The organism is Lonsdalea populi, from assembly GCF_015999465.1.
Taxonomy (GTDB): Bacteria; Pseudomonadota; Gammaproteobacteria; order Enterobacterales; family Enterobacteriaceae; genus Lonsdalea; species Lonsdalea populi.
This window is the reverse complement of sequence record NZ_CP065534.1, coordinates 1,599,124-1,611,731: the sequence shown is the minus strand read 5'-3', so window position 1 is coordinate 1,611,731 and position 12,608 is coordinate 1,599,124. Positions and strand designations below refer to the sequence as shown.

The window sequence follows — 12,608 nt, the reverse complement described above, 5'->3', positions numbered from 1 at the left end:
CGACGCACTCAACAGCGTGAGCAAAACCATTTTGGGGATCAAGCGCCACCCAGAATGTCCTCGTTTAGGCTTTGACCCTCGCGACCCCATTGTCCTCCACCAGCTTTCGCGCTTCCTGGCTCAGGTCACAGCAAATGAGCGTATCGACCATATGGTGATACAGATAGGGGTGAAATTCGTCGACGAGACAACGACCTCGATTTTGACGACGCGGAAGGTATAACGGCGCTATATGTACGCAGGCCGTAACGACGGGCGTAGGGAACAATAATTTTCTGCTGTTCATGGTCATCAGCCACCTTCCTGGGAGGCTGGGTGCTACTGCCGCACAGCTCGTGGTAGGCGTGAAGGCATGGCGAACGCCACGCCCGCCCGCCGATTACTTCAGCACGTCACCGTTGCTGTGAATGACCGATTGATACCAGTAAAAACTTTTCTTGCGCTTACGCGCCAGCGTGCCTGCCCCCTGATCGTCCCGGTCAACATAGATGAAGCCGTAGCGTTTGGACATTTCCGCCTTCGACGCGCTAACCAGATCGATGGGTCCCCAGCTGGTATATCCCAGTACGTCGACGCCGTCGGCGATCGCCTCACCGACCTGCACCAGGTGGTCATTGAGGTACTGAATGCGGTAGTCGTCGTTGATGGTGCCGTCGGCCTCCAGTTGGTCTTTCGCCCCCAGCCCGTTTTCCACGATAAACAGCGGTTTCTGGTAACGGTCGTAGAGGACGTTAAGCAGGTAGCGCAGCCCCTCCGGGTCTATCTGCCAGCCCCATTCGGAGCTTTCCAGATACGGGTTAGGGATCATGTTCAAAATGTTGCCGCGTGCTTTTTGAATCTCTGCGTCGTCCTGGGTGACACAGCCGGTCATGTAGTAGCTGAACGAAATGAAATCGACCGTTTCCTTCAGCGCCTGAATGTCGTCTTCCTCGATGTGCAGCGTTATACCCTGCTCTTTAAAAAAGCGTTTCATATAGGCCGGATAGGCACCGCGCGCCTGAACGTCGCCAAAGAACAGCCATTCGCGGTTCTGGCGCAGGCTCTCCATGACGTCATTTGGTTTGCAGGTCAGTGGATAGAGCATTGCGCCCAGCAACATGTTGCCGATCCGCGCGTCGGGAATAATTTCATGGCAGGCTTTAACCGCCTTGGCGCTGGCGACTAACTGGTGGTGGATGGCCTGATAAACCGCCGCTTTATCGCTGTCCGGCGGCAGACCGACGCCGGTAAACGGCGCATGCAGCGAGACGTTGATTTCGTTAAAGGTCAACCACAGCTTGACCTTGTTGCGATAGCGTTCGAAGACGGTGCGGGCGTATCGCTCAAAACAGTCTATCGTCGGTCGACTGCCCCAGCCGCCGACGCGCTTCACCAGTCCGTAGGGCATTTCATAATGCGAGAGCGTGACCAGCGGCTGGATATCATACTTCGCCAGTTCGTCGAACAGCTTGTCGTAGTAGGCCAGCCCCGCTTCATTGGGCGTCAGCTCGTCGCCCAGAGGGAAAATACGCGTCCAGGCGATGGACACGCGCAAACAGCGGAATCCCATTTCAGCAAACAGCGCGATGTCCTGCGGATAGCGATGGTAGAAGTCGATCGCAACATCCTTGATACTGCTGTCGCCGGGTTGGCGCTCAACAATATCGCCGAAAATCCCCTGCGGCTGCATATCCGACGTTGAGAGCCCTTTGCCATCGTCTTGATAGGCGCCTTCCACCTGATTGGCGGCAATCGCGCCGCCCCATAAAAAGTCTTTTGGAAAACGAGCGTTCATTGCGTTTCTCCTGTACACGAGAGTGAGTTAATGCACCAATGACAGCAGCGGCGCGCCGACGGCGACTGCGACTGCGCCGCGGGCTAACGGCAACACATCCAGATAGCTGTCGCTGTTGGAAATAATGATGGGGGTGGTCAGGTCATATCCCGCCGCGGTGATCGCCTTGACGTCGAACGTCAGGAGAAGATCGCCCTGCTTGACGATGTCGCCGATGGCGACATGCGGCGTGAAGTGCAGACCGTCCAGCTTCACCGTATCCATGCCGACGTGAATCAGCACTTCCGCGCCGTTATCTGCGGCCAGGCCGATGGCGTGATGCGTTTTGAATAGCGACGCCACCGTACCATCCAGAGGGGCATACAGATTACCCTCTTCCGGCACTATCGCGATGCCTTTCCCCAGCAGTCCGCTTGCGAAGGTGCTGTCGTTGACCTCTTCCAATGGGATCGCCTGTCCAGTTAGGGGGCTTGCCAACGTGCCCGTGCGGGCGCCCGGCACGTTGTCGGCCAGCGCCGCCTCGGGCGCATCCTTCTTGGGCTCAAGCACCGCAGCCGGGATGCCGAACATCCAACTGGCTACGGCGGCAAAAAGGAAGGCAATCGCCGTGCCGACAATAGCCGCCCAGACGCTGCTGTTAAGTCCTTCCGGAGGAATAATCAATGTGAAAGTAAAGATGCTGGGCAGACCGAAGGCGTAAATAGTGGTGTGGTAATAGCCCATAATGCCCGCGCCGATAGCGCCGCCGATGCAGCCGAAGATGAACGGACGGCGTAGCGGGAGCGTGACCCCGTAGACGGCCGGTTCGGTGATGCCGAAGAGCGACGCGGAGAAAGCGGATCCGGCGATGCCTTTCAGTTTGATATCGCGGGTGCGCAGCAGCACGCCCAGCGTCGCGCCCGCCTGCGCCAGCACGGCGGGAGTCAACAGCGGCAGCAACGTATCATGTCCCAGTACGCTGAGGTTGTTGAGCATCAGCGGCACCAGCCCCCAGTGCAGGCCGAACATCACGCAGATTTGCCAAATCGCCCCCATCACCGCGCCAGCGACGACCGAGTTGAGGTTATAAAGCCACTGATAGCCGCTGGCCAGCAGCTCGCTGAGCCAGGTCGCGCAGGGGCCGATCACCAGAAAAGTCAGTGGAACCGTAATGCAGATGCACAGCAGCGGCGTCAGAAAATTACGGACGTTGGCATGCAGCAGCGCGCTGAATTTTTTCTCCAGTTTAGACGACACCCAACTGGCGAAAATGATGGGAATGACCGAGGCGCTGTAATTCAAAAAAGTGATGGGAATACCCAAAAAGGTCAACGGCTGATAATCGGCCGACTGCATGGCGTTGAAGGCGGCGATCATTAAGGGATGCACCAGCGTTCCTCCGATGACCATCGTCGTAAACGGATTGCCGCCAAACTTTTTACCCGCGGTATAACCCAGAATCACCGGGAAGAAATAAAACAGCGCATCGCTGGCCGCAAACAAGATTTGATACGTGCCGTGACTCTCCTCCACCCCCCCCAGCGCCTGACTCAAGACCAACAGGCCTTTGAGTATCCCCGACGCCGCCATTACACCGATGAACGGCGTAAAGATGCCCGCAATGATGTCAATGAAACGCGAAAATAGACTGTCTGATGTGTTCTCCTGCTGCGAGGCGGCGCTTTCGCCATTTTCCATACCCGCCGCGGCCACGACGTCACGGTAAACGTCGCTGACATGATTACCGATCACCACCTGAAACTGACCGCCGCTCTCCACCACCATCATCACGCCGGGATTATTTTTCAGCGCAGCAGCATCGGCTTTAGCGCTGTCCTTGAGTTTGAAACGCAGGCGAGTAGCGCAATGCAGGACGTTGTTGATATTGTCCCGTCCGCCTACTCTTTCAATGATCTCACTGGCTAACAGCTTATATTCCATAGGATATTCCTTAATACGGGGTCACAGCCCGATAACAGAAGGCATGACTCGCGAGGCTGGTTTCAAGACGAAAAAAAACCTGAATCACTCCCTGAGCAGTCATTAGACGTCTCAGGAAGTGATTCAGGTTTCGCCTGCGTTACCCAAGGGCAAATACAGTAGCAATCCAAATCTAAGTGTCAGCTTGATGCGTTTTTATCACCACAGCAAGCGACTTTAATTAGCTGACAATTAATTTGTGACGCACGGCACTCTTTGATTTATGACGCCTCCGGCCCTTGTCAGGCGATATCCGCACGCACTCTTTCGATATGAATGGTCAAGAACATCAGCTCCTCCTTCGTCAAAACATAATCGTATTGCCGATGAATATACGTCTGGATCTTCTTCGCGCAGGAATACGACTGGGCATACTTCTCCTTCACCACGTCATGCAGGGATTCGTCCTCATTGGAGACCGGGTCATGTCCGACGAGTCGTTGCGCAAAGAATTTGAGATGCGTGACAAACCGGTGATAGCTAAGCGCCTGCTCGTTGTAGTCCACATCCAGATGGTATTTGACGATATTCAGTATCTTCTGCATGACCTTGGTGATGTGAATTACCTCCGGCATATGGCTGTTGAGCTGCGCGTTGACCAGATGCAGCGCGATATACCCCGCTTCGTCCTCCGGCAGACGCACGTCAAACCGGCGGTGAATGATCTCCAGCGCTTCCAGCCCTACCGAAAACTCCTTCTGATAGAGCCGTTTGATTTCCCAGAGCAGCACGTTGCGAATATCGATGCCCTGCCGATGGCGCTCAATGGCGAAATGACAGTGATCGGTCAACGATATATAGATGCTGTTTTGCAACTTCCCCGGTAGCTGTTCCCGCGCTAATGCGATGATCTTGTCTGCGGTGGTGAACACCTCAAGCGGTATCCCCTGTAAAATCTCGCTCAGGCGCGACGTAAGCTCATTGCTGCGCAGTTCAAACACTTTTTCAATCAGCGCATCATCAAGGCGATCGCCAATCTGTTTTTTGAAACCTAGCCCTCGCCCCATCACAACCTGTTCGTTATTGTGTTCATCCCAAACGGTCACGACATTATTGTTGAGTATTTTGGCTATTTTCATTTTTACGAACCCTGGAAACCAAAAGACCAGACATCCGCTCTTTTAACAGCGAACATCTGGTCTTGCCTGCCGTGAGCAGTAACAACCCTGAAACCCATCATCAACCTCCTCTCGAACTCTCTCAATATGCATCGCAAAGAAACGTGACCAAGATCGACACTGAGGATCAAAATTTACACATTGTTTTCTCGAATATCGGAAGCCATAGCGAAATATCACGCGGAATCATTGCATTGCATTATTTACATCTGCCAAAAAAATGATTGCAGAGAGATTGCGCAACGCCATCGCGCAAAAGTGAAAAATCGCCTATTTTTTTGCGTAAACGCACTAAAATATAGGTTATCATACTGCCTCACCGCTTGTTTCTCACCACCCAGCAACTATAATACGGGCGTTGTCTATTGAATGGTTTCAGCAAACTACCGTGCCAAGATTAATAACAAGTTTTAAAACGGTATTACTTCGTTTCATCCACTCTTTTAGGATGATATCTGACCATAAGTGCCTTCAAAACTTCGCTTGCTGTCACTATCCGCACTTAACGCGTTCTGTTTCTTTTTTTCAGCAAATCCCTATCGGGGGGTTAGCATCCATAACCACCGGTTCCCATTTTTATCCATCACAACTTGTAGAAATTAACCGTTATGAAAAAGACCAAAATCGTTTGTACTATCGGCCCTAAAACTGAGTCTGAGGAAATGCTGGCCAAGCTGTTAAACGCAGGCATGAACGTCATGCGTCTGAACTTTTCTCATGGCGACTACGCCGAACACGGTCAACGTATCACGAACCTGCGCACTATCATGCAGCATACCGGACAGAAAGCCGCCATCCTGCTGGACACCAAAGGCCCTGAAATCCGTACCATGAAGCTGGAAAACGGCACCGATGTTTCCCTGTCTGCCGGTCAGACTTTCACCTTCACTACCGATCAGAGCGTTATCGGCAATAAAGATCGCGTAGCGGTCACCTATGCAGGATTCCCGGAAGACCTGAGCGTCGGCAACACCGTTCTGGTAGATGACGGTCTGATCGGTATGGAAGTGACTGCCATCAATGGTAACGAAGTGGTTTGTAACGTGCTGAACAACGGCGACCTGGGTGAAAACAAAGGCGTTAACCTGCCGGGCGTTTCCATCCAGTTGCCGGCTCTGGCAGAAAAAGACAAGCGCGACCTGATCTTCGGTTGCGAACAGGGTGTGGATTTCGTTGCCGCCTCCTTTATCCGTAAACGTTCCGACGTTGAAGACATCCGCGCGCACCTGAAACAGCACGGTGGCGAACACATTCAGATCATCTCTAAAATCGAAAACCAGGAAGGTTTGAACAACTTCGACGAAATCCTGGAAGCCTCCGACGGCATCATGGTTGCTCGTGGCGACCTGGGTGTGGAAATCCCGGTTGAAGAAGTTATCTTCGCTCAGAAAATGATGATTGAAAAATGCAACCAGGCACGTAAAGTCGTCATCACCGCGACTCAGATGCTGGATTCCATGATCAAAAATCCGCGCCCGACCCGTGCGGAAGCTGGTGACGTTGCCAATGCCATCATTGACGGCACCGACGCCGTTATGCTGTCTGGCGAAAGCGCCAAGGGCAAATACCCGCTGGAAGCCGTCGGCATCATGGCCACCATCTGTGAACGTACTGACAAAGTCATGAAACCACGTCTGGAACGCGCCGCCAACACGGGTCGCCTGCGCATTACAGAAGCTGTCTGCCGTGGCGCGGTTGAAACTGCAGAGAAACTGGAAGCGCCGCTGATCGTCGTAGCGACCAGCGGTGGTAAATCCGCCAAGTCCATTCGTAAATATTTCCCTGATGCTCGCATTCTGGCGCTGACGACCAATGAAGTCACCGCACGTCAGCTAATTCTGACCAAAGGCGTAGAAACGCTGGTGGTGAAAGAAATCGCCTCTACCGACGACTTTTACCGCATTGGTAAAGAAGCCGCGCTGGAAAGCGGCTTTGCCAAAGCTGGCGACGTTGTGGTTATGGTTTCCGGCGCGCTGGTACCGAGCGGCACCACCAACACTGCTTCCGTACATCGCCTGTAATACGTCACAGTCAAAAGTCATAATAAGTATAAAAGCGCCCCTCGGGGCGTTTTTTTATGGGTGCCCTTATTTTACTTTTCTCTCTATTTCAGGCAGCAATCCTTCCAGTCAGTTATGCTAAAAAGACATATCAGTTAACACTTATCCAGAGTAATCTGATAAAACTCGCCTGTTTTCCTTACTTTTTTTGTCTTCAAAATAAAAGGCGCTGCTTCTTTGAGCGAACAATCCGAATTAAGCGTGTTCTCATCAAAAATTTATTCTCATTAGAAAAAAGTTTGTGTAATACTTGTATCGCTACATGGAGATTAACTCAATTAGAGGGTATTAATAATGAATCGTACTAAACTGGTACTGGGCGCGGTAATTCTGGGTTCTACTCTGCTGGCTGGCTGTTCTAGCAATGCTAAAATCGATCAACTGTCTTCTGACGTTCAGACTCTGAACAGTAAAGTTGATCAGCTGTCCAACGATGTAACCGCAATCCGCTCTGATGTACAGGCTGCTAAAGACGACGCAGCTCGTGCTAACCAGCGTCTGGATAACCAGGTTCGCACTTACAAAAAGTAATCGAATCTGCAAAATGAAAAATGGCGCATACTGTGCGCCATTTTTTTGTCTGAAATAAACCTGGCGTTCGCTTTTTCCACATCACCCCCGGTTTTGCTTAACGCCGCCCGACCCCAGATTTCCTGCATGCTCTGACGACATTATTCCCTGTTAGCAAACAATGCCTGCCGCTGCTGTTAAGGCTAATGCAATGTTGAAGCGTTTACGCTCGTCACTGGCGCAGCGGGGTCTTCGTCCGTCTGCTTAGCCGAAATCGGTTCACCCGTATTCACCAGCACCGGCATGCCAGAGCGACGCACAACGGCGCTATCGATAACCGCTTTATTAGTTTCTTCATTGTTGATGAAGCCCTTCACTTTCTTGCTGAGCGTGATAGGCATCGTCTGCGGGTCATCTTTATCAGTACGAGACAATGGTTGATGAACTTCGATATAGCGCTTGCCATCAGGCTCTACGGCGACTTTCACCGGCTCGTTGACCACCTGTACGCGCGTTCCCGGTTCAACCGCATTGAATAGGGCTTCAATATCATCCGCACGCAAACGAATACAGCCAGAGCTGACACGCATACCGATGCCAAAATTCGCGTTGGTGCCGTGAATCAAATAAACACCGCCGCTCTTAGCCAAACGCATCGCAAAAAGTCCCATTGGATTATCCGGTCCCGCAGGAACGACGGCAGGCAGGTCGATACCCTGCTCTTTATAGTGCTTGCGGATATTCGGCGTAGGCGTCCAGGTTGGATTCGGGTGTTTGGAGATAATCGTCGTGGTCATCACCGGCGTATTCCGTCCCAGTTGGCCGATGCCAATAGGATAAACGATCACCTTATTTTGACCTTTGGGATAATAGAACATCCGCAGTTCAGCCAGGTTGATGACGATACCCTCGCGCGGCGTATCCGGCAGCAGGATTTGGGTGGGGATAGTGAGCGCGGTTTCAGGCTTGGGGAGATAAGGGTCGGTGCCGGGATTCGCTTCCAGCATCCCTAACAGACCTATCTTGTAGTCGGAAGCTATCGCCTCCAGAGAGCGACCATCATGTGGAACGACATAGGTCGTATTTTCACCGATTAGACGGCTGTCCGGCGGCGGCAGCGGATATTCCGTCGCTTGCCCTGCCGGCATGCCGCTGATATACGACGCTAGAAGCAGCCCCATTAACGTCAACGCGCGTTTCATTATCAGTTCCCTATTCTCACGGTTTGAACATTGTGACCCATACGGTTGTCGCGGCAATACCCGTACAGCCCGATAGATCGCCTGTCAGACTATTTTGGATTGAATTGTTTAACATTCAGTTTGTTGCAAAGCGAATATTAAGAATAAGGGCGGATCTCCCGCAGATCCACGGGCGAACTCTGAAAACAGGAAAAGAGGAGGGAGAGAACGGCATCAGCGCAGGGCCAACGCCGTCCCAGAGAAAGCGATCAGGCCAGCTCGGCGGCCCGGCTGCGGATCGATCGCAGCATCGCTTCCAGCCCTTGCGAACGCGAAGGGGTCAGATGCTGGGCCAACGCCAGTTCCTGAAAAAACGGTCGAACATCCAGCGCAACGATATCCTGCGGCGTCATCTGCTGATACAGGCTGAAAACGACGGCGATAAGACCTTTAACAATCGCCGCATCGCTGTCGCCCTGCAACATAACGCGGCCCTGCTCATCCCGCGTCACCACGATCCATACCTGACTCTGACAGCCATTAACGCGATTTTCATCCTGACGCAGGTCGTCGCTCAGCGGCTCCAGACGGGATCCCAGCTCCATGATGTAAAGATACTTTTCTTCCCAGTTACGACAGCGAGAAAAATTGCGTACCAGTTTCTGCGGCTCCGGCAGACTTGCCATAATATCCTCCGCGGTTAACTTAACCGCCTAATAAACCATGAATACGTTGTAACCCGGCGACAAGCCGGTCGATATCCTCACGCTGCGTATAAACGGCCAGAGACGCACGGCACATGCTGGAAACACCGTAGTGTTCCATCAACGGCATGGCGCAGTGGTGGCCGGTACGAATGGCGATGCCGTACTGATCGAGGAAACTCCCCACATCGTAGGCATGATGCTGACCAAGGTTAAAGGCAATCACGCCCTGACGCTGCTCCGGACCGTACATGATGAGCGTCGGCACCGTCTTGAGCGCGGACACCGCATACTGCATCAGGTCAGTCTCATAGCGGTGGATCGCTTCACGTCCTATCGCCGAGACGTAATCCAAGGCGGCCCCCAAGCCCATAATACCGGCGGTATTGGGAGAGCCGGCTTCGAAACGCCAGGGCGCATCGGCGTAGGTCGTTCCTTTGGTGAGGCTGACCTCGCGGATCATCGCCCCGCCCCCTTCCCACGGCGGCATGGCCTGTAGCAACGCCTGCTTGCCATACAATACGCCAATCCCCGAAGGCCCATAGATTTTGTGGCCGGAAAACGCGTAAAAGTCACAGTTTAACGCATGTACATCGACAGGCTCATGCATGATGGCCTGCGCCCCGTCCAGCAGCACCTTCGCGCCGACGCTGTGCGCCAGGCGAACGATATCCTGCACCGGGTTCACGGTTCCCAGCACATTCGAGATGTGCGCAACGGAAACGAGCCTCGTATGTTCATCCAACAATTCCGGCAGCAAGACGACATCGAGCTCGCCCCCGGCCGTCAACGGCAGAACGCGAATTTCGATACCTTGGGTTTGGGCCAGCATCTGCCAGGGAACGATGTTGGCATGGTGCTCCATAGCGGTAATCACCACGTTGTCGCCGGGCTGCATGAAGGTCCGCCCGTAGCTGTTGGCGACCAGGTTGATCGCTTCCGTCGTCCCGCGAACGAATACGATCTCTTCCGCAGACTCGGCGTTGATGAACGACGCCGTCAGAGTACGGACGTCTTCCATCGCCGTTGTCGCCCGGGCGCTCAACGTGTGAATGCCGCGGTGAACCGCGGCATACTCGTTCTGATAAAAATTCAGCTCACGGTCAATGACCGACTGCGGCTTTTGCGAACTGGCCGCGCTGTCCAGATAGACCAGCGACTGACCGTTGACTTCCTGTTTTAAGATGGGGAAATCGGCCCGGACGCGTGCTATCGGGTAATCACTCATTGCTGACCTCCCACGGCACCGATCAGGCGTTCCGCTATGCGTTTGATCACGACGTCGCGCAGAGCGTCGTCAGAGATCGCTTCCGTCAGCTCGGCGGCAAAAGCGAAAATAATCATTTGTTGCGCGTCTTCGCCGCTGATGCCGCGAGCACGCAGGTAAAACAGCTGCTCTTCGTCGATACGGCCAACCGTCGCGCCGTGGCTGCATTTGACGTCGTCGGCGTAGATTTCCAGTTGCGGCTTGGTGTCCACTTCCGCCAGACGCCCCAACAACAGGTTATTGTTGGTCATCTTACCGTCAGTTTTAAGCGCATGAGGCGCGACTTTGATCATACCGTTAAATACTGCCTTGGCGCGATCGCGGACAATTGTTTTGTGCAACTGACGGCTTTCACCGTGGCCCTGATTATGTTCCAGATAAGTCCGCGTGTCGCACACTTCGCTGCCGCGCGGCAAAATCAGGCTATTAATGGTCAGATTAGCCCCTTCGCCGTTGATCTGCGCGCTGGTCTGGTGACGGGTCAGCCCCGCCCCCAGCAAGAAGCTGTGGCTTGAGACGCGCGCGGACCGCGCCATCCGCACGTCATTGTGCGCGAAGTGGTAGCCTGCAGCCGCTTCAAACGCCAACTTGTAGTGCGTGACGTCGCTGTTTTCACCCGCGTCGAGGGACAGACGGGCGCCGCTGAAATGCGCACTCTCATCCAAACTGACATAGTGCTCAATCACCGTCGCGGCGGCGTTGGCGCCGACCTGCAGATCGTGGCGATGATGAACCGTATTCAATACCGCGCCGTCGCCGGAGCTGATATGCAGCAGATACAGCGGTTTTTCCGCCTGTACGCCGGCGGCAAGACGAATCTGCATCCGTTCAACCGCCAGACTTTCCGTCAGGTGCAAGAAGACATCCGGCTGGATAGGCGCGGCCAGCGGCAACGACGCAGAAGATGCGGCCACTTCCACCTGATAAGGCCCCCAGTCGGCGTCGCTGAGCTCGGGGCTCAGGCGCCCGTCGACGAACACTATCCGCCAGGCATCGAGCGACAGTGACAGCGCATCGCATTGAGCCGAATTAACCGTCCGCGCAGCGGGTTCGGTGAACTCGTGGCCGAGCAGGCCGTCCAGCGGCGTATATTTCCAGTGCTCCTGACGGCGATTCGGTACGCCCAGCTGCAGCACCTGCTGCCAGTGTTTACCCGCCTCGTCAGAACGAGCACCGACGCTGTCGAACAACCGCTGCCACTGCGCCAGCGCCTGCGTCGCTTTCGTATTACTGTTGGTCGGTAAGCCAGCCATAGCCCTGTTCCTCCAACTGTTTAACCAATGTGAAGTCGCCGGATTTCACGATCCGCCCCTGATACAGCACGTGGACGAAGTCCGGCTTGATGTAGTCCAGAATACGCTGGTAGTGGGTGACGATGATGAAGGAGCGCTGTTCGTTGCGCAGCGTGTTGACGCCGTTGGACACGATTTTCAGTGCATCAATATCCAGACCGGAGTCGGTTTCATCCAGAATGCACAGATCGGGTTCCAGCGCGGCCATCTGCAGGATATCGTTACGTTTTTTCTCGCCACCGGAGAAACCCACGTTGACCGAACGGGTCAGCAGGTCGGCCGGCATATTCAGCAGTTTAATCTTTTCTTCGATAAAGTCTTCGAAATCAAAGCGATCCAGAGGTTCCTGCTGACGATACTGGCGAATGGCATTGACTGCGGTCTGTAAAAAGAATTGGTTACTGACGCCCGGAATTTCGACGGGGTACTGGAACGCCATAAAAATGCCTTCCCCCGCGCGATCTTCGGGTGCCAGGTCCAGCAGATTTTTGCCTTTGAACGTGACGGAACCTGAAGTCACTTCGTAGTCTTCGCGTCCGGCCAACGTGGCGGACAGCGTACTTTTACCGGAGCCGTTTGGTCCCATGATGGCATGAACTTCGCCCGGTTTGATTTGAAGATTCAGCCCTTTGATAATTTCTTTTTCTTCGACACTGACTCTTAAATTTTCAATATTCAACATACTTTAATCCTTCAGACGCCTTTGCCGCAGGCGCTCGTCTTATAGGCACCGGAGTGCGCGT

At 53.9% G+C, this 12,608-nt stretch carries 11 protein-coding genes; 2 read left to right on the top strand and 9 right to left on the bottom strand.

Translation table 11 applies throughout. The annotated features are described in order from the left end of the window. Positions 1 to 64: 64 nt before the first annotated feature. From I6N93_RS07000 to licT, 4 genes are all read right to left on the bottom strand, one after another. The gene (locus I6N93_RS07000; RefSeq protein ID WP_139829902.1) at positions 65 to 286 is read right to left on the bottom strand and encodes a hypothetical protein; all 222 of its coding nucleotides are present in this window, start codon (positions 284 to 286) and stop codon (positions 65 to 67) included. Positions 287 to 379: 93 nt separating this feature from the next. Continuing rightward, on the bottom strand, positions 380 to 1,774 hold the full coding sequence (locus tag I6N93_RS06995) for a glycoside hydrolase family 1 protein (protein ID WP_085684409.1): 1,395 nt from the start codon (positions 1,772 to 1,774) through the stop codon (positions 380 to 382). A 27-nt stretch (positions 1,775 to 1,801) separates the two neighbouring features. Further along, positions 1,802 to 3,694: a PTS beta-glucoside transporter subunit IIABC gene (gene bglF, locus I6N93_RS06990; protein WP_085684411.1), complete on the bottom strand. Its 1,893-nt coding sequence runs from the start codon at positions 3,692 to 3,694 to the stop codon at positions 1,802 to 1,804. A gap of 281 nt (positions 3,695 to 3,975) precedes the next feature. Continuing rightward, complete coding sequence (licT, locus tag I6N93_RS06985; protein WP_085684412.1) at positions 3,976 to 4,812, bottom strand: BglG family transcription antiterminator LicT; 837 nt, start codon at positions 4,810 to 4,812, stop codon at positions 3,976 to 3,978. A 647-nt stretch (positions 4,813 to 5,459) separates the two neighbouring features. Here licT and pykF point away from each other — a divergent pair. Both pykF and I6N93_RS06975 read left to right on the top strand, forming a co-directional pair. Then, positions 5,460 to 6,872 (top strand): pyruvate kinase PykF, encoded by a 1,413-nt coding sequence (gene pykF / locus I6N93_RS06980; RefSeq protein WP_085684414.1) that lies wholly within the window; start codon positions 5,460 to 5,462, stop codon positions 6,870 to 6,872. 333 nt (positions 6,873 to 7,205) lie between these two features. Continuing rightward, entirely contained in the window at positions 7,206 to 7,442 is a 237-nt protein-coding gene (locus I6N93_RS06975) for a major outer membrane lipoprotein (protein WP_026740320.1), read from the top strand. A gap of 182 nt (positions 7,443 to 7,624) precedes the next feature. Here the strand turns inward: I6N93_RS06975 and I6N93_RS06970 are convergent, their stop codons facing one another. The 5 genes from I6N93_RS06970 to sufC form a co-directional block, all read right to left on the bottom strand. Next, positions 7,625 to 8,623, bottom strand: a complete 999-nt coding sequence (locus tag I6N93_RS06970) for a L,D-transpeptidase family protein (RefSeq protein WP_085684415.1) — start codon at positions 8,621 to 8,623, stop codon at positions 7,625 to 7,627. Positions 8,624 to 8,871: 248 nt separating this feature from the next. Further along, positions 8,872 to 9,288: a cysteine desulfuration protein SufE gene (sufE, locus tag I6N93_RS06965; protein WP_085684417.1), complete on the bottom strand. Its 417-nt coding sequence runs from the start codon at positions 9,286 to 9,288 to the stop codon at positions 8,872 to 8,874. A gap of 19 nt (positions 9,289 to 9,307) precedes the next feature. After that, entirely contained in the window at positions 9,308 to 10,534 is a 1,227-nt protein-coding gene (sufS, locus tag I6N93_RS06960) for a cysteine desulfurase SufS (protein WP_085684419.1), read from the bottom strand. Next, positions 10,531 to 11,826 (bottom strand): Fe-S cluster assembly protein SufD, encoded by a 1,296-nt coding sequence (sufD, locus tag I6N93_RS06955; RefSeq protein ID WP_085684421.1) that lies wholly within the window; start codon positions 11,824 to 11,826, stop codon positions 10,531 to 10,533. Before sufD ends, sufS begins: the two co-directional genes overlap by 4 nt. After that, the gene (sufC, locus tag I6N93_RS06950; protein ID WP_085684423.1) at positions 11,801 to 12,547 is read right to left on the bottom strand and encodes a Fe-S cluster assembly ATPase SufC; all 747 of its coding nucleotides are present in this window, start codon (positions 12,545 to 12,547) and stop codon (positions 11,801 to 11,803) included. The genes sufD and sufC overlap by 26 nt, the downstream gene beginning before the upstream one ends. Positions 12,548 to 12,608: the final 61 nt, after the last annotated feature.

What these genes read in the sequence shown, in the direction of transcription:
- I6N93_RS07000 (WP_139829902.1), bottom strand. Translation starts at nt 286, where the DNA reads ATGAACAGCAGAAAATTATTGTTCCCTACGCCCGTCGTTACGGCCTGC.
- sufC (WP_085684423.1), bottom strand. Translation starts at nt 12,547, where the DNA reads ATGTTGAATATTGAAAATTTAAGAGTCAGTGTCGAAGAAAAAGAAATT.
- licT (WP_085684412.1), bottom strand. Translation starts at nt 4,812, where the DNA reads ATGAAAATAGCCAAAATACTCAACAATAATGTCGTGACCGTTTGGGAT.
- pykF (WP_085684414.1), top strand. Translation starts at nt 5,460, where the DNA reads ATGAAAAAGACCAAAATCGTTTGTACTATCGGCCCTAAAACTGAGTCT.
- I6N93_RS06975 (WP_026740320.1), top strand. Translation starts at nt 7,206, where the DNA reads ATGAATCGTACTAAACTGGTACTGGGCGCGGTAATTCTGGGTTCTACT.
- sufS (WP_085684419.1), bottom strand. Translation starts at nt 10,534, where the DNA reads ATGAGTGATTACCCGATAGCACGCGTCCGGGCCGATTTCCCCATCTTA.
- I6N93_RS06970 (WP_085684415.1), bottom strand. Translation starts at nt 8,623, where the DNA reads ATGAAACGCGCGTTGACGTTAATGGGGCTGCTTCTAGCGTCGTATATC.
- I6N93_RS06995 (WP_085684409.1), bottom strand. Translation starts at nt 1,774, where the DNA reads ATGAACGCTCGTTTTCCAAAAGACTTTTTATGGGGCGGCGCGATTGCC.
- sufD (WP_085684421.1), bottom strand. Translation starts at nt 11,826, where the DNA reads ATGGCTGGCTTACCGACCAACAGTAATACGAAAGCGACGCAGGCGCTG.
- bglF (WP_085684411.1), bottom strand. Translation starts at nt 3,694, where the DNA reads ATGGAATATAAGCTGTTAGCCAGTGAGATCATTGAAAGAGTAGGCGGA.
- sufE (WP_085684417.1), bottom strand. Translation starts at nt 9,288, where the DNA reads ATGGCAAGTCTGCCGGAGCCGCAGAAACTGGTACGCAATTTTTCTCGC.